Genomic DNA, 17,347 nt, shown 5'->3' with positions numbered 1-17,347 from the left:
AACCAAAGGCGGATGGATTATGGAACTATTCGCCTTTGCGACCTTTAATTACAAGCAAAATTAGGACTTTCTGGTTCTGGCTTTAATTCATCATTCTCATTAATTCCACTAGAGCTTTCTGCTTCTGGATTCAGATCAGCACCTTCTTTAACTCCATTAGAGTTTTCTGGTTCTGGTTTTAAATCATCATTGTCTTTAATTTCACTGAAGTCCTCTTTAAAGTTCCTGGTTTTTTCAACACCTTTTGTAATTATATTTTTATCAAAATAGGAAGCCACTTTTAAGAAAAATTCACATATTTTCATTAACACTCGGTTTTTTCGATAGCAGAAATCCTTCAAAACTTGCGGATTGTTAATATTATCAATCAGAGTGTTACAAAATTGGGTTAGTTTTTGTTTGTTCATGATTTTATGGGCGGGCTCTGCACGGTGAAGCTCTCTATCAAGAAGTGATACAAAATTATAAACATCTTTCTTCAATAAGGTCGCTTGATTCAAATGGTGCACTTCTCTCCCTTCTTGCTGATATCGAGGCCTAATCGACTCTAATAACCTGCCTCGAAGTCCATAAGTAAAGCCTCCTCCTTTAGCTAGCCCCGTCATCTCACTGACTGCATCAATTAATTCCTTAGGTGTCACGTCAATTTTTGAATTCTTATCCAGCAATTCTTTAATATCGTCAGGAACAATCACTTTCCTACTTTCGAAACTCAGTTTGGAACATGCTACCTCCAAACATTCTTTTATAATATGCTGATCAGTTAGGCTGCCTTTGGAATTGCGCACTATCTCACGAACATCATCCCACCGTTCTTTCTGCACATATAAGGGAATTAATTGTCGTTGTACTTCAATATTATTTTGGATTCCTATTTTTTCTAAAGCGTTTATTTTTTCAGTTGAATCCACTATCTGATTAATTCTTTCAAATTCTGCTTTAATCGCTGAATTAACTTCCGGGATAATTGAAATATCTAAAAGTGTACTCTCTATTGCACCTGCTGGTAATTGCTGGAGAAGATCCTGGATTTCTTTTGCGGCTGTCCACCATGTTTTTCCATTTTTATGTTGAAAAGCCTCATCTAAGAGTGCATCAATTTTTTTATCTTGAGACCCATGTTGCTGTTTTACAAATAAACAATAAGCCTGAGGAGAACAATAGGTACTTGGATTAGCAGGATTAAGATCGATTTCTTGGACTTTTTTACGAAGTACCGAATGCATATAGGGGTCTTGTCCGACAACCGCAGTTCCAACAAGACCAATGTTCTTTTTCCATTCGGCAAAAGGAATAGACGCCGACTTCTCCTCTCCCCAAGTCATAATACGCACATGAACCATATCTGTTTCTTTATCAAAGTCAATGTCTTGGATAATAAAAAAATGACCATCCATAAAACGTTGCACCACGTTTTGACTATCCGGTGCTCCTTCTTCCGGATTTAAAATATAATTAGCCAGACTTCCAGTACCAGCAAGTCCCACCATATAGCCGTCTTTAATCAGCAAATTTAATTGCTTTATGGCTTCTCTTTCATGGACAGGTATATTCTGTACGTGATGATACCCCGCTTGTTTCATCCAACGTTTTATTTCATTGTGGGTCGTCACCCCAAAAAGTTGTTTGGCAAGCTCAGGTCCTTCGCTGCTATAACGGACAATGGCGTTTTCTGATGAGCGGATGCCATTCAAAATAATATGATCCGCATCACGAATGTCACTTCCATCCGAGCTTTCCTTATTGGCCACGCCCTCAGTGACTTCGACGCGTAACACGCCTTCTTTACCAGCAAATTCTTTAAGATCGCAAACCCCTGTTGCGGCCAATTCAGAGACCATACGGACGTATTTCATAGGATTAAACAAGGTGATATTGTGCACAAAAGCGTTGACCCCACAGACCTGCTCATCGCGTTGATTGATGTAACGAGGATCTAGGACGCGCATCATCATCTGTAAGGCGAGTAGAGGACGATTAAAATTTTTAAATTTGAGCGGATCGAGGTTATCCAGAAAATTATCCTGTTGATAGGCTTCGTAGTTACTTTTTATTAATTTTAATAAGGGAAACTCTCCAATAATTGCCTCAATTCCCTCTTGCTCACCGGTTAGAAAAGCAAAAGCTTCCAGCTGTTTTGCTACCGTAAATAACTTGGGATTATCCTTATCGTACCAATCGCTTTGAGTTGCCCTAAGATGTTCTTGATATTTTTCTAATAGAATTTTTGTTAACTTCTTTACATAAGCATTGGCTAAGAACGCTTCTCCTTCATCTTCGCAAATTTGCGTAATATGATCTAATACATAGAGATACTCTTCCAAAGTACTTGGTGTTCTGTCTCCATCCTTTAGGGTTACCTCAACTGTATGCTGTCCATTGTCTCCAAAAGTAAACGCTTGTGTTAATGCTAGACCCATAACAACCTCACTTAGAACAGATGAATGAGTAGATTCTTTAGAGCAGTAATCACTAAAGGCAGCTCTATCACTTCACTATAATTAAGTATAGTTAAGGATTTACTATTTGCGGCGCTTCGGTGTGCTTAGAGAACATCAAGTGTGTCGATACAAGCATAGGAGTAGCCCTGCGAAACCCCAGAGGGCTAATACAGCCCCCGGAATACAATGCGCTGCGTCTACATATACGGCTGCAAAAAATCAAAAGCTTTTTTAGCATACTGAAGGGGGGGCGCTTTAGCGGGATCTTGCTCTGCCTCCACAATCATCCAACCAGAATATTGGTACTTTTGCATCATTTTAAAAATAGGAGCAAATTCAAGAGCTCCATCGCCTGGAACGGTGAATACGCCTGCACGTACGGCATCCATAAAGTTCATGTGTTCGTGCTTCACTTTGTTCAGCACGTCCGCGCGAATATCCTTCAAATGAACATATAAAATACGCTCATGGTATTTATTGATTAGCGAGAGGGAATCGATATCAGCAAATGCCGCATGTCCGGTATCCAGTAATAACGAAATCAATTGCGGGCTGGTATTTTCCATTAAATAATCGATTTCATGCTCATAAAAAACGCCTGTTCCTGCATGATAGTGATAAACAAGGTGCATATTAAAATCATGGGCAATACGACCCATAGCATGTAATCCTTGAATCAGCTGTTCCCACTGCTCCGCACTCAATTCAGGTTTATGGGGGCTTAGGATAGGAAGTTCTGTTCCTTGAATCGCATGCCCACATTCGCATACATTGATAAACGATGCGCCCATCGCTCTCATAAAACTTAAATGGTCCATAAAACGTGATAAGGTGGGTTCATATTGTCCTGGCTCAGTAAAAAAAGTGCTAAACCACGCACTGGACAATTGTAATCCACGCTCAGTCAATGCTTTTTTTAAAATGGACACATCGCGTGGGTATTTATTCCCTAATTCGGTACCCACATAACCCGCTTCTGACATTTCCTTAATGCATTGTGCAAAACTAATCTCTTTACCTAATTCAGGATCATCATCATTGCACCAATTAATTGGTGCAATTCCCAGTTTGATGTGCATAAATAATTTCCTTAATATTCTCTTACTTGTTTCAACTGTTCGCGCATTGCCTGATGCGCATTGGTTACTGCTGCTGAATTAGATACCTCGGCAACGCCTACACGCCACCAGGTTTGATAACCATTACTCATTGTTTTAGGTAATATGGGTAAGACGATCACTGTCGACTGTTTTTCATTACGTGCCACATCCATAGCCACAGCCAATTGCTCGTAAGAATCTACAAAAAAAGTTTTCGCCCCTAACCCTTCGGCGTACTTACAAAAATCAATCGGTAAATATTCCCCGGACAGTTTATTAGTTTGATCGACTCGATAGCGAAACTCATTACCAAAACCTTGACTGCCCTGACTTTCCTGTAAATTTCTAATGCATTGAAAACCATGATTATTAAAAAGAATGATCGTCATTTTTTGATGTTCTTGAATGCTGGTAAGCAACTCAGAATGCATCATCAAAAAACTGCCATCACCTACGAACACATACACCTCACCCGTATTGTTTGCTTTTGCTAACCGCACGCCTAAACCTGCAGCGACTTCATAACCCATGCAGGAATAAGCATATTCCAGATGATAATCTTTGGGCTTTTTGGATTTCCAAAGCCGATGCAAGTCACCAGGCAAGCTGCCTGCAGCACAGATAATGACATCCTCTTCCGTTACCATCTCGTTTAACATACTAATCACTTTGGTTTGTGATAACCCCTCTTGCTCAGCATGGGGCACCACACCGATACGCTTTAATTCCTGTTGCCATTCATTCTGATAGTGTTGTACCCCTTGCTGATATTCTTTAGATGTTTGATACCCCCCCAGTTTTTCCCCTATTTGCTCTAAACCTGTTTTCGCATCGCCCTTCAACATCAAACCATTCATTTTGATCGCATCAAAACGAGAAACATTCAGATGAATGATACGGCATTCTTCATTTTTAAAACCCCATTTGGATGCGGTAGTAAAATCTTGTAGCCGTGAGCCAATCACTAAAATAACGTCCGCTTGCGCAGCAAGAATATTCGCTACTTCCGAGCCAGTGACGCCTATTCCCCCCACATTCATGGGATGACTCGCTGGCAAGGCACTTTTTCCAGCCTGGGTTTCCGCGACTGGAATTTTGTGATCTGCTGCAAATTGCGCTAAAGCCTCGGTAGCCAATGAATAATGCACCCCGCCCCCTGCAATAATGAGTGGTTTTTTTGCTTTTAGAAGCAGTTGGCTTGCTTCCTCAAGGGCGCGCTCACTAATGGGTTCCCTATCAATATGCCAAAACCGTTTGTTAAAAAAAGAGGCCTCATAATCATATGCCTCGGATTGCACATCTTGTGGCAAACATAGGGTGACTGTACCCGTTTCCGCAGGATCAGTTAAAACCCTCATCGCGTTGAGGCATGCCGTCATTAATTGCTCCGGCCGAGCAATCCGGTCCCAATATTTACTGACGGGTTTGAAGCAATCATTTACCGATAGGGTGTAATCGTAGGCTACTTCAAGTTGCTGTAATACGGGATCTGGCTGTCGGCAGCTGAATGTATCGCCTGGAAGCAACAGCAAAGGAATTCTGTTCGTAGTTGCTGTAGCCGCAGCCGTAATCATATTAGTCGCCCCCGGTCCTATAGATGAGGTGCAGGCAAAAATACTTAATCTGTTTTTTTGTTTTGCATAAGCAGTAGCAGCATGAGCCATTCCTTGTTCATTATGGCCTTGGTAATAAGTCAAACCATAATTATCGTATTCAAGTGCCTCACCTAAACCCGTGACATTACCATGACCAAAAATCCCAAATACCCCTGCGACAAATTGATGTTCTTTACTATCCATGACGACATATTGATTCGCTAAAAACCGTAATAAAGCCTGAGCCATTGTTAATCGAATTTTCATAAACATCCTTTCGTATTATTTATTTTTCCGAACAGTACCTGCTCTTCCATACCCTATTATTCGCTTTACTGGTTCTCGTCCATTCATGCTCTTTAATAAATGTGGGCATCATATAGGGGTTGTCCTTTAAATGCCGTATAAACCAAAGAGTATAAAGCGCATATCCTGGCGCCGCACAATGAGCATGACTCTGACCCTTTGCAATGTGATAGGTATCATAATTCTCGATTCGCAAAATCTCTTTCCCATTCTCCCCAAATGCATAACCTTGCGGTTCAGAAAAACGGTAATGATAGATCTCAGGTTGGTCATGATAATGGGAGGGATAACTTGACCATCGTCCTTGGAAAGTAATGATTTCGCCCACCACTAAATTAGACTCGGGCCTATTGCGCTTATCAAATACTGTCCTCACAATGCGGTAAGAGCTGTCCTCCAAAATATCTTTTCCGCGATTATCCAATTCCAAAAGATTCCCGTGGTTAAATAATAAAGGAGCAAAGGAAGCGTCATTCTTAGTTTCAATCAACAAAATCTCACAATCACTTAACGCTTCAACCGAGGCACTTTGACCTGAAGGACAATGTAAAACAATAGGTTCTTGAGAAAAATAATCATAGCGCTCGGCATGTTGGCTTTGATGTGCATAATGAAATACGACTTTTCCAATCATTAATAATGCCGCAAATTCATACCGCTCATTAAATAAATATTTTTGTCCAGCATCTAATTTAAGCGAGCTAAAATTCATACCGATATCGGACAGGGGATCCATAGTTACAATTGCATTCGCTCCCCGAGCAAACCCTTGTGGGTTTTTAATCAAAATCTGTGGATTATGCGTCACTTTCTTTTGATGTAATTGGCGCAAATAAGCACTGTTCCAAATCTGCGGCTTCACATCAAAATGTTCAATAAAATAGTCTAATTCTTCTTTATAGGGTATGGCTGGAGCACAACCATGACGGGTAACGACTAAAGCGCCACAGGCATTTGCATGAGTCGTAGCGAGCTCCCAAGATCCTCCTTGTAACAACGCAGATAAGAGACCCGCCATGAATCCATCGCCGGCTCCCAATACATTAAGGACTTCAACAGGAAATGGTTTAGAGGATAAAGGTTGGCTGTTGCCCGCAAAATATACCTCAGCTCCTTTTTCACCTCGCTTGAGTACGACCGGAGCCTGAGTCAATGCCCGGATGTTCTTAAGTGCAGTATGAACCTCATCACTCCCACCCGCGATACAAATTTCCTCTTCAGTACCGACGATTAAATCACAAAAAGGCACGATGCCTTGGTAGGTTTTACTTACTTTCTGACTCGAGCAGTAACGCGTTTCTCCATTCCCGCGCGCGGTCAATCCCCAAAGTACAGGACGATAATCCAGATCGAGTACTACGGCAGTTTCAGCGTGTCTTGCAAGCTGAATCACTTCCTCTGTAGTGTGCAACATGGCATCGGTCGATAATCCCGTGCCGGTGATTAAAATGGCTTTGGCCTGGTGTAATATGTCCTTGTTAATGTGCCCCGATTTAATTTGCATGTCGGCGCAATCAGTACGATAAAACATTAAGGGGAATTCATTGGGGGGCTTGATGCCCAGTAAGACGAGTCCAGTCAAATGATCTTCGGTTTCATATAATAAATCCGTATTGACCCCCTCAAGTTCTAATTCATGTTTTAAAAATCGACCCATCTCATCCTGGCCAACACAAGAAAACATCATGCACTTCAGCCCAAGACGTGCAACTCCTACAGCAATATTTCCGGCGCAACCGCCTAAATATTTGCTAAAACTCTGTGCCTCACTGAGCGATACACCAATTTGCTCTGCATACAGGTCAACAGCCACACGCCCCATACAAATTAAATCAACAGGTCTTTTCACATCATAATAAAATGGTGGATAAGTCATAGGTCCTCAACTCAAAGAAACAGGCAGTTTTGTCACTAAAGATTGTTTCGCTGCTTGTGCGATACGCAAAGCCTGTAAACCATCCCTTCCAGAAACCGGACTTGGACTGTTATGAAGCCAGGCATTATAGAAAGAATCTAATTCTGCCCTAAAAGCTTGATGATACCGTTCCAGAAAAAAGTATTCGGGATTCGCTTGCTCTGTGACTGTATTGGCGTAATGCATCACGGAATGCTTCAGATGATTATTTGCTATTAACATTCCTTCCTTGCCAAATACCTCAATCCGTTGATCATATCCATAAACGGCTTGACGACTGTTATCAATTACTCCTAATGCCCCATTAGCAAAACGCATTTGGATAATTGCTGTATCGATATCGTCTAATGCTTCAAAATCAGGATTAATCAGCACAGCACCTGTCGCATACACTTCAACAACTTCGGATTGAGTAAGAAAACGTGCCATATCAAAATCATGGATGGTCATATCCAGAAACAGGCCACCTGAGGTTGCACAATATTCTTTAGTAGGACACACCGGATCGCGAGAAGTAATTTTAACAAGATGCACTGCACCAATTTCACCTGCTTGTACTTGTCTTTGTAAATGGGAAAAACTGGGGTCAAATCGACGGTTAAAACCAAGTTGTAGTAACGTATTGTTCGCCTGAATTGTTTTTAGTACCCCCAAAATTTCTTCTTCATGCAAACCAATTGGTTTTTCACAGAAAATAGCCTTTCCCGCTTCGCTTACTGCTTTAATCTGTTCCACATGTAAATTCGATGGGGAAGCAATCAAAATGGCATCTAAATTGGGATGCGCAAGCACTTCCTCAAATTGATTATATTGACCAGCAATAGACAATTTATCCGCCCATGCTTTATTCAGATAAGGATCAGCTATCGCTTGTAACTCAAATTGAGGCAAATGATATTTGATATTTTCTGCGTGCAATTTACCGATTCGCCCCGCACCAATGATTCCTATACGACACGTTCTTTGTTGATTTGTACTGTCCATTTCTAATCTCTCACCAATTCAAATTCGTTTGTTTTTATTCCCGATAATTCTTGACCTATGTCTCTGATTTTCTTACCTGCCAACAAATTTTTTTCTATTTTTTCCAAGGAAGTTCCCGTTGTCTCGGGTACAAAATAATAAATAAAGAAGAACGCCGCAAAACATAATGCACCAAATAAAACAAAAGTAAGTACACCTAAATTTTGGTAAATTGCTAAGAAGGATATCGAAACTACAAAATTAGCCCCCCATTGCACTACCGTGGCAATACTCATCGCTAAACCACGGACCGATACAGGATAAATTTCAGAGATCAGGACCCAGAATAAAGAGCCAACACTAATGCAATAACCCATCACATAGATTGATAAAGCACCTAAAATCCAAAATTTCTGACTTGGCAATTCCATATTAAATAACAAGCAAACCGCGAAAAGACTCAGTGCCGCAATCAGCGTACCGCCTAACAATAAGAAACGTCGGCCGAGTTTATCGACATAAAATAGTGTCAATAATGTAAATAAAAAATTAACAACCCCCATGCAAAAAGTAGCTAAAATAGCATTCGAAATCGGATAAAATCCGGCTGATTCAAAGATCACCGGCCCGTAATACATTACCGCATTTATCCCTGAAAATTGTTGAAATATTCCCAAAGCGATTCCTACTGAAAGAACAAAAATAATGGGCGGCTTAAATAAAAGATTAAATTGGGGCTGAACTTCATTTAAGTTTCGCTGAATTTCATCGATTTCTTTTTGAACGTTATAACCCGAAGGACGAATCCGTTTTAAGGCATACAGCGCTTTATCGATGCCATATTTTTTCATGAGCCAACGCGGTGAATGAGGAACAAAATGCATTCCTATAAATAAAACCAAGGCAGGAATGGTGCCCATGGCAAATAAAAATCGCCAGCTGTTTACAGAGTAATCATGAAAAAAATAGCCTATTAAATAGGCGATAGCCTGACCAAAAGTGATCGCTAAGCCATTAATTAATATTAAAGTTCCTCTGCGATTAGGTGGAGCGATTTCGGCGATAAATAATGGCGCAATATAAGAAGCAATGCCAATACAAATGCCGATGATGAATCGCCCCATTAATAGAAGGGTGAGATCATGCGTCAGTGCGCAAAGAAGTGTTCCAAAAATAAAACCTAAAGCAACTGTTTTTAACAGATAACGCCGACTGAGTTTATCCGCAAAGAGTCCGCTGAAAGGAATGCCCAAAACGCAACCGAGTAAACTGATACTCACCACCTGAGACCATTGCCATTCTGAGAGAGATAATTGAACCATGACCTGATCCTTGACATCGGCAATCACACTGGAATCAAAACCAAATAAAAAACCACCGAATCCGGCAATCAAGGCAACAAAAAAAACAAATGAATTAACTCCTTCATTCATAGTATCACTTTCCTTAGCTTTACTTAATCGCTGCTGATGTTATCACCGTATATGGTGAATAAATAGATGGTAAGTAAGAATAAATCTCACTGAGGTTTACCGTTAAAATTTTTAATAGACCCTCCCAGGATAAAGTGTGATAAAGGCAAAAAAGGAATTCCTCTTGCTAAGTAGGGCATCAATCCCTCAGCCCCTTCTCCCCAATGGGGAAAAGGGAAATTATCCGCACCTATTATTTCGCTAAACTTATGTACGCCCAAAAGTTGTCTCAGGTACTTTCTTCTTATAAACTCTGTTCGGCAGCATTCACATTTTAAAATAATGGGCCGTAGGCTCAGCCAAATGGCTGAGAATTTTCGGGTACGCATGAGATTATGTAAATCGACACGGTCGGTTATCAATCAACTAGGAATGTATAATGAGTACATATCGATTGTTTCGAAAAATGATCATCATTTTTTATTTAGGAAGCGTTGTAGTATTCCTTGGTTCTTGTGCAGGCAATAAAAACTCCATTCCCCAGAATGTCGCGGGTGAAGAATACGGAACAAACGACTATGGTGGGTGGCGTTAAAAGTGAAATTTGACCTCAATAGCCTTGTCAGTGAAAATAATTCACTCTCTTTTGTTTCTATTTTAAAGGACATGTACTTCTTATGAGAATTCAGTTGTTCCTGTTTGCCTTAGTCTATTGTGTCGTTGTTCAAGCAAAACCGATGATTGCTTTTGAACGTAATGGTTCCATTTGGACTGCCTCCCTTGATGGCAGTCAAGTCCAAAAAGTAACCCAGGGTTACATCCCAGAAATTTCTCCTGACGGGAAATATATTGCCTACAATGTAATGGATAATAGCCCATCAGGGAACCGTTACCTGGCTATAGTGGAGCTTGCATCAGGTAAGGTAGCCCAATTGAAAAATATGCCTTCTGCAAATAATTTCAATCCGGTATGGTCGCCTGATAGCAAAAAATTACTGTTCAATACCTTTGTAGACAGTCATTGGCATCTGGCCTTAATCAATATCGATGGCAGTGGTTATCGCATCATCAAGAATACTGAAGATGAATACAGCCCTGCATGGGCTGCAGATGGAAATTCTTTTCTCAGTCATGATATTGAATCAATTTATTGGATGGATTTTGAAGGTAATCTAATAAAAAAATGGCCACTCAATGCAATAATTCCTCACGGCATGATGAGCAGTGGCTCCCGTATTCACGTCTCTCCCGATGGAAAAACGTTGATTATGGACGTAGATATGGATGAAAACATCCACAGGAAAAACTGGGATGAATCTCCGCCGGCCATTTGGACACTTGAGCTTGCCTCAGGGAAGACCATTAGAATTACTCCTAAAGGCATGCTGGCGTGGAGTCCTTTTTGGATTAATTCTGAAACATTTGTTTTTCTGGAACAAGGTTTAAAAGAGAACTCCCCTTCTTTGCATCGTGGGTCGCTAAAAAATCCTTCCGAATCACTCTTATTAAAGAATGTGCAAACGCCCAGCGTTTCACACTAATTTATAAACTATTTTCTCAAGTCTTTTACGAATAACCCGTATTAGTTACTCTTAATGCGGGATTTGCGCTGTAAATACCGGACGAGCCATATTTGCTGCAGTGCAGTAAAAATTACTCATCAAACGATGTTTTTTGTGTTTTATCTACTATACTCTCTAATAATTGGGCTCTATATTTACACAGGTTGTATTAAAAATGTCTTCTTCGTTGTATTCATTTCCCACAATTTTCCATCAAATTATTCAGCATAAAAATAAAAATCCTCAAAAAGTTGCCTATCGATTTATCAACAAGGACCGCGAATCGGGTTACATAACCTACGATGAGTTATGTCGCCAGGTATTTTATTTGGGGTACCAAATCCAGCAAAGAACAAACCCCCAAGACCGAGTAATACTTTGTGCGCAACCTGGTTTGGATTTTATTGTGGGCTTTTATGCGTGTCTCGCTACAGGGACGATAGCAGTCCCGTTGATCCCCCCTCTCAATAAAATGATGATGAATCGATTTTTGCATATTATTAACAATGTAGAAGCTCAATTAATTCTATTTGATAAAAAAACGTCCCACATGTTGCGTATCGATCAAAACACCGATCAGTTTATGCCGCATTTATTAAAGCCGCTTCTAAGGGTATCAAGTCTTCATGAACATTTATTGAATCAACTGAAGGATACACGTCTTGATACCTTATTTATTGACCCCTCGCAGGAAGTCAATCCACCATCAGAAATTGCCTATCCCTGTGCAGAAAACGATGTCGCTTTCATTCAATATACTTCCGGATCTACTTCTGATCCCAAAGGTGTTTTAGTCACCCATGCCAATCTTATGGATAACTCCAGCATTATTAAAGAAATGTGTCAAAATTCTGAAAAGAACTCTGAAGATATGATTACCTACTCCTGGCTCCCCCCCTATCATGACATGGGGTTAATTGCGGGAATTATCCAACCAACTTATGCTGGTGGAACCTCTATTATATTACCGACCTTAGATTTTATTCAGCGCCCTGCTCGTTGGGTTGAGGGAATCTCCAAATACCGTTGCAACCTCACCGGGGGACCTAATTTTGCTTATGAGTTATGTGCCTTAAAAACACCTGCAGATTTGCTCAATCAGCTGGATTTAAGTTGTTTGCTTGCCGCTGCCAATGGAGCAGAGCCAATCCACTATAAAACAATGGAACTATTTTATAATACTTTTGCTAAAGCGGGCCTCAAACGAAATGTCTTCTTACCCTGTTATGGCTTAGCTGAGTCGACACTGATGGTATCTGGTAAATCATCTTTGACTGACGATATAACCTTTTCAGTCAATAAGAAAAAATTAAAACATAATCTGATTGAGGCATGTGGGATCGAAACAGAAAAAACGGTTCTTGTAAGTTCCGGAACACCACGAATGCCTTTAAAAATAGTGAATCCCAATGATCAGAACGAATGTGCTTCCTTGGAAATTGGTGAAATTTGGGTACAAAGTCGGTCTGTAGCAAAAGGTTATTACAATAACCCAGATGAAACAGAGAAAGCATTTCATGCTCGTCTCAAAAATAACCCAGATCAAGGGCATTATTTGCGGACAGGTGATCTTGGTTTTTTATATCAGAATGAATTGTATGTCTGTGGGCGAATAAAAAATATGATCATTATTCGTGGCCAAAATTATTATCCCCATGATATTGAATTAGCCGTTGCTCATGCCGATCCCTTGATTCGCAAAAGCTGTGTCGTAGCCTATGCAAGTCAATTTAATGATGAAGAAGGAGTGGTTGTGGTCGCTGAGGTGAAAGCAAATGCTGATCCGCAGTTCTGTCCTGAACTGACCATTAAGATCAATCAAATGCTCGCCCAGGAAATTCATCTTGCAGCAAAACAAATCCTGTTAGTACCTCCCAAATCAATTCCGAAGACCACCAGTGGTAAATTACAGCGAATCAAATGCAAAGAACTCATAGAGGAAAATAAAATTACCCCCTTATTCTCCTATTGTGCAACAGATGATTTAAAAGAAAATAATCTGCCTTATCAGAAATTGGAAAATCAACTGCTGTCCATTCTTGAAGAAACGTCAGAGGATAAACGCCCAATACTTTTGCAAAATTATCTGCAACAGCTCGTTAAAGAGGTGGCGCATTTACCTAACGAGACCGTGATTGATCCAGAGCGTCGTTTTTTGGAACTGGGCCTTGACTCCATAATGTTCATTGAATTTAAAAACACGCTGCAAAAGCTTTTAGGAGATAAGATTACTTTAACGAATGAGGTATTTTTCGAAAACGATCACATTGCATCATTGAGTCATTATCTTTTAGAGCAACTGCAATTTAAAAAACCGATTGCACACTCGTTCCCCGCTAATAATTTGCATCAGGATATCCATTTTGAGGGAGGAGAACACGCCGTCTTATTATTATATGGGCTGAGTGGTACGCCGCTTGAATTAATGTATTTAGCCAGAAATCTCAATCAACAAGGTTATAGCATTGAAATTCCTCATATCGATGGCTATGCCTATCTTAAAGATAAAAACACGAATGTCCCTCATGAAGAATGGATAGAATCAATAGCTCACTATTTTCAGCGCATGAAACAAAAATATAAAACTGTTTCAGTTGGGGGGTTATGCGTTGGTTCTATTCTCAGTCTGAAACTTGCCGCATTGTTTCCCTCACAAGTTAAATCGTTGATCATTCTTTCCCCCTCCTTTTTTTATGATGGTTGGGCCGTGCCCTGGTATTCTTTTTTATCGCCGATTATCTATCACACGCCGCTGAAATATTTTTTTTATTATAAAGAAAAAGCACCCTATGGGATTAAAAATGAAGAAACAAGAAAAATGATCGAAGATGAAATGCAAGAAAACCGATACTCAATTACAGGTGGCTCAAAGATATCCTATTACCGGCTCTATGAGGCACAGCGATTAAACAAAAACGTGAAACGACATTTAGCGAATATCAATTGTCCTGTGCTCATGATCCATGCCGCTGAAGATGAAACAGCAAGTGTTCGTAATGTACGATTTCTAGAAAAAAAGATTCAATCTAAAACTAAGAAGAAAGTCATTTTAACGAACAGTTATCATATTGTTACAGCAGATAACGACAAAGATATAGTCGTTGATGAAACCATTAATTTTCTGAGACAAATTGTAACTGAATGATGTCTTCCTGAATGGGATGGTTTTAAGGGTACATTCATGATAGCTTTAAGCAATCAATACAAATAATAGCTCAAACATCATGAATCATTGGATTATTAAAAGCATCTTATGCAGTCTACTGTTCACCTACTCAACCTTTGGTTTTACTGAAACGCATAGGGACAGTGTCTCTAAAGAAGAAGTGAATGGTACCTTCATTATGCATTTTCCTGCCCCTCATAATGATGTTACCAATACGCTCACTGTCCATGCATTGGGTGGTGGAAAAATTAAAATTTCTTTCCAGTTAATATACCCTTATATCGCCAACGGAGCGCTTCAAGCCAATACTGGAGAATTATCCGGCATAGCCCGTATTAAAGGGGATACTGCAATTTACTCTTCATCTGAATTTGGCCAATGTACCATTACAATAACCTTCATCAAACCAGGAATGGTGTCTGTAAAACAAGAAGGTGCTGATTTTGATTGTGGTTTTGGACATAATGTCTATGCCAATGGAACTTATTATAAAAAATAGCCAATTATTTCGAATGTTCCAATCGACGCGATGGGATTCAGTTGCTTTCGTTTAGTGATTATGATTTGATTTTACTAAAGGGAATTCACTGGCAAGTATAATGATATACCTCGTTTATTTGTTTCTCTTAATCAGTCTACTGATTGTATTGAAACTTAAGTTGATATCATTTAATCAAATAATTCCGTCCTTATCCTACTTTACATCAAAACGTAATGCTTTAGAGCATGAAGATTTATTAACTCTTTTTGATAAATTTAATTATGAACATGGCGATGGTGTATGCCATGGTTTTACATTAACCTGGGCACAGGAAGCAGCTCTAGGGTTAGATTATCAATTTTATAATCGACTTAACTTAATTAAAAAAGAAAAGGCAACCTTACTCCATACCTTACATTCAATTACCGAAAAAATAAAAGCAAGTCAGTCATTAACCAAAAAAGAGCGAAAACTCAATGAAATAAAGCCCTTTCTTGAAGCCATCTGCCTGGCTCAATCTCCCGATGATTATGCTGAGATTTATGCCCAATCAATCCAGCAGTCCGACATCGATATCATCTACAAGATGATTCAATTGAACCTGAGTAGAAATCAAAATACCGTTAAAAATCTTTTTAGTAAAACAATGAGCTTCGCATCCCCCAAAGAGGTTAACGAATTTTTTCATCAACTTAATGTGCTCCTCAACGCTAAAAATCAAGTCGTGGTGGTATGCAGCAGCGAAGAACATACGGTGGGCTTTAAAAAGCATAAAGACAATACTTGGTTGTTTTTGGATATCAATCACTTGTATGAACAAACTGAGGAATACCCCTATCAACTTTTAACGAGTGAAGAACTGGTCCCCATTTTGTATCAATCACTTTTTGAAACCAGCAAGCATTTAATAGTTCATTGTTCTTTCGTTGCGAAAACAGGTCAGCGAAGATTAACTGAACATATCCGGGGGCTTGGCTCATTATACCCTATCCACTCAAAAAACCTCCTAATCACCAATTGTCGTGGTTACGGAGCTCTTGCTCTGGCCGTGCAAAATGATGATCGCAATACCGTACGCGAACTACTGCACTTAGATAAAAAATCTCCTGTAATCAGTCAATCCGAATTAGAACATGCACTCTTTTATGCAGCAGCATGCAATCGAGCAGACCTTATGAATCAACTCAAAAATATTCCTAAAATAAACATCAACCAATCTTGCGATCATGCTGGAAATTCTCCACTTGGAATTGCTTGTAAATATGGCAATGAGGCGATTGTGAAACTGCTACTTCGTGATAACCGTATTGAAGTGAATCCGAAAAACGCCTCAGGGATGACTCCCTTAATGTTAGCCTGCAAATCATCCTACACACAAAAGAAGCCCGCACTCTTTCAAATGCTTTTAGCAGCAGGGGCCAAGGCCGAACTCACGAACACCCATGAAAACACAGCTTACGACATCGCTAAGGAACATGATAATCAAACGGCTTTGCAGATTATAGGCTCTTATCACCCTAAACCGGCTCCTCAACCCAGTTCTGCTGAAGTAAGCAGCCGGAATTCCGGAAAATCAAAACATGGAAGCATGGTTTCATTTTTTCCAAAGACACAGGACAAATCTATAATGAAATCCTCACAAGAAGAATGCGGCAGTCCAATAGAAACTCAAAGTGCCCATGCGGCTCAAACAGAAATAACCTATTCTTAAATCACTTTCATGATTCGAGTTTTCTGTCATTTCTTAGATCAACTTCTCTGATTTTAGATTGTTCCGCTTACACTGCTCACACAGCCCTTTAATTTCTACAGTACAATTAATGATTGAAAATTCAATTGAATTTGCAAATTCTGTAACTGCCGCGAAATCAATAATGCATTCTAATTCTTTGACAAAATCACATTGATTGCAAATGAGAAATTGCGCCTGCCCCACATGATGTCCATGCAAACAAGCAACATAGGATTTAAGGCTATCAATACAATGGATAAACCCTTCTTGATGCCAAAATTGAATAGCACGATAAACTGTAGGTGGTTTTGGATTCTCAATTTGTTGGGATAATCTTTGCAGAATTTCATAAGCACCAAGAGGTTTTCTCGCATCCTCTAATATTTTGAGGACACGCTCCCTAGGCTCCGTAAATCGGTAGCCATGTTTTATACAATGCTTATAGGCCTTGTCCAACAAAGTGTATTTCATCAATCATTTTTATTTAAAGTGCTCGAATATTCTATTATACCACAGTCCTTAGGGTCTGTTTACCATTCCACTCTGTTGGTCATAAACAAGGTCAAAATCGAACACAGTGAGGGGTTTCCACACTGTAGTACCGTTTTGTGGTCAGAGCTCCCTTGGCTGAAGTGAGCATTGGTGTTTAAACCGACCTTATTTTACAAAAAAAT

At 39.8% G+C, this 17,347-nt stretch carries 12 protein-coding genes; 5 read left to right on the top strand and 7 right to left on the bottom strand.

What is annotated here, in order from left to right:
• Positions 1–44 precede the first annotated feature (44 nt).
• From EL022_RS04300 to EL022_RS04275, 6 genes are all read right to left on the bottom strand, one after another.
• Positions 45–2,420: a hypothetical protein gene (locus EL022_RS04300; RefSeq protein WP_065235807.1), complete on the bottom strand. Its 2,376-nt coding sequence runs from the start codon at positions 2,418–2,420 to the stop codon at positions 45–47.
• A 218-nt stretch (positions 2,421–2,638) separates the two neighbouring features.
• On the bottom strand, positions 2,639–3,520 hold the full coding sequence (gene iolE / locus EL022_RS04295) for a myo-inosose-2 dehydratase (RefSeq protein WP_028382526.1): 882 nt from the start codon (positions 3,518–3,520) through the stop codon (positions 2,639–2,641).
• 11 nt (positions 3,521–3,531) lie between these two features.
• Complete coding sequence (iolD, locus tag EL022_RS04290) at positions 3,532–5,403, bottom strand: 3D-(3,5/4)-trihydroxycyclohexane-1,2-dione acylhydrolase (decyclizing) (protein ID WP_028382525.1); 1,872 nt, start codon at positions 5,401–5,403, stop codon at positions 3,532–3,534.
• Positions 5,404–5,422: 19 nt separating this feature from the next.
• Positions 5,423–7,318, bottom strand: a complete 1,896-nt coding sequence (gene iolC, locus EL022_RS04285) for a 5-dehydro-2-deoxygluconokinase (RefSeq protein WP_028382524.1) — start codon at positions 7,316–7,318, stop codon at positions 5,423–5,425.
• 6 nt (positions 7,319–7,324) lie between these two features.
• Positions 7,325–8,341, bottom strand: coding sequence for an inositol 2-dehydrogenase (gene iolG, locus EL022_RS04280; protein ID WP_028382523.1), 1,017 nt, complete (start codon positions 8,339–8,341; stop codon positions 7,325–7,327).
• Positions 8,342–8,343: 2 nt separating this feature from the next.
• The gene (locus EL022_RS04275) at positions 8,344–9,753 is read right to left on the bottom strand and encodes a sugar porter family MFS transporter (protein ID WP_028382522.1); all 1,410 of its coding nucleotides are present in this window, start codon (positions 9,751–9,753) and stop codon (positions 8,344–8,346) included.
• A 418-nt stretch (positions 9,754–10,171) separates the two neighbouring features.
• Between EL022_RS04275 and EL022_RS16045 the strand changes: the two genes are divergently transcribed.
• From EL022_RS16045 to ankG, 5 genes are all read left to right on the top strand, one after another.
• Entirely contained in the window at positions 10,172–10,327 is a 156-nt protein-coding gene (locus EL022_RS16045) for a hypothetical protein (RefSeq protein WP_155832679.1), read from the top strand.
• 82 nt (positions 10,328–10,409) lie between these two features.
• The gene (locus EL022_RS04270; RefSeq protein WP_028382521.1) at positions 10,410–11,273 is read left to right on the top strand and encodes a TolB-like translocation protein; all 864 of its coding nucleotides are present in this window, start codon (positions 10,410–10,412) and stop codon (positions 11,271–11,273) included.
• A gap of 196 nt (positions 11,274–11,469) precedes the next feature.
• The gene (locus tag EL022_RS04265; protein WP_051544520.1) at positions 11,470–14,439 is read left to right on the top strand and encodes an alpha/beta fold hydrolase; all 2,970 of its coding nucleotides are present in this window, start codon (positions 11,470–11,472) and stop codon (positions 14,437–14,439) included.
• Between the two features lie 79 nt (positions 14,440–14,518).
• Entirely contained in the window at positions 14,519–14,959 is a 441-nt protein-coding gene (locus EL022_RS04260; RefSeq protein ID WP_237761349.1) for a hypothetical protein, read from the top strand.
• Positions 14,960–15,059: 100 nt separating this feature from the next.
• Positions 15,060–16,652, top strand: coding sequence for a Dot/Icm T4SS effector AnkG/AnkZ/LegA7 (gene ankG / locus EL022_RS04255; protein ID WP_028382519.1), 1,593 nt, complete (start codon positions 15,060–15,062; stop codon positions 16,650–16,652).
• Positions 16,653–16,685: 33 nt separating this feature from the next.
• Here ankG and EL022_RS04250 read toward each other — a convergent pair whose 3' ends face one another.
• Positions 16,686–17,144 (bottom strand): Fur family transcriptional regulator, encoded by a 459-nt coding sequence (locus tag EL022_RS04250; RefSeq protein ID WP_028382518.1) that lies wholly within the window; start codon positions 17,142–17,144, stop codon positions 16,686–16,688.
• Positions 17,145–17,347 lie beyond the last annotated feature (203 nt).

It is taken from the genome of Legionella cherrii, assembly GCF_900635815.1.
GTDB classification, from domain to species: Bacteria; Pseudomonadota; Gammaproteobacteria; order Legionellales; family Legionellaceae; genus Legionella; species Legionella cherrii.
The sequence above is the reverse complement of the archived record's forward strand: the minus strand, read 5'-3'. Positions and strand labels throughout refer to the sequence as shown.

Coding starts and splice junctions, on each gene's coding strand:
- EL022_RS04300 (WP_065235807.1), bottom strand. CDS start 2,420: ATGGGTCTAGCATTAACACAAGCGTTTACTTTTGGAGACAATGGACAG.
- iolE (WP_028382526.1), bottom strand. CDS start 3,520: ATGCACATCAAACTGGGAATTGCACCAATTAATTGGTGCAATGATGAT.
- iolD (WP_028382525.1), bottom strand. CDS start 5,403: ATGAAAATTCGATTAACAATGGCTCAGGCTTTATTACGGTTTTTAGCG.
- iolC (WP_028382524.1), bottom strand. CDS start 7,318: ATGACTTATCCACCATTTTATTATGATGTGAAAAGACCTGTTGATTTA.
- iolG (WP_028382523.1), bottom strand. CDS start 8,341: ATGGACAGTACAAATCAACAAAGAACGTGTCGTATAGGAATCATTGGT.
- EL022_RS04275 (WP_028382522.1), bottom strand. CDS start 9,753: ATGAATGAAGGAGTTAATTCATTTGTTTTTTTTGTTGCCTTGATTGCC.
- EL022_RS16045 (WP_155832679.1), top strand. CDS start 10,172: ATGAGTACATATCGATTGTTTCGAAAAATGATCATCATTTTTTATTTA.
- EL022_RS04270 (WP_028382521.1), top strand. CDS start 10,410: ATGAGAATTCAGTTGTTCCTGTTTGCCTTAGTCTATTGTGTCGTTGTT.
- EL022_RS04265 (WP_051544520.1), top strand. CDS start 11,470: ATGTCTTCTTCGTTGTATTCATTTCCCACAATTTTCCATCAAATTATT.
- EL022_RS04260 (WP_237761349.1), top strand. CDS start 14,519: ATGAATCATTGGATTATTAAAAGCATCTTATGCAGTCTACTGTTCACC.
- ankG (WP_028382519.1), top strand. CDS start 15,060: ATGATATACCTCGTTTATTTGTTTCTCTTAATCAGTCTACTGATTGTA.
- EL022_RS04250 (WP_028382518.1), bottom strand. CDS start 17,144: ATGAAATACACTTTGTTGGACAAGGCCTATAAGCATTGTATAAAACAT.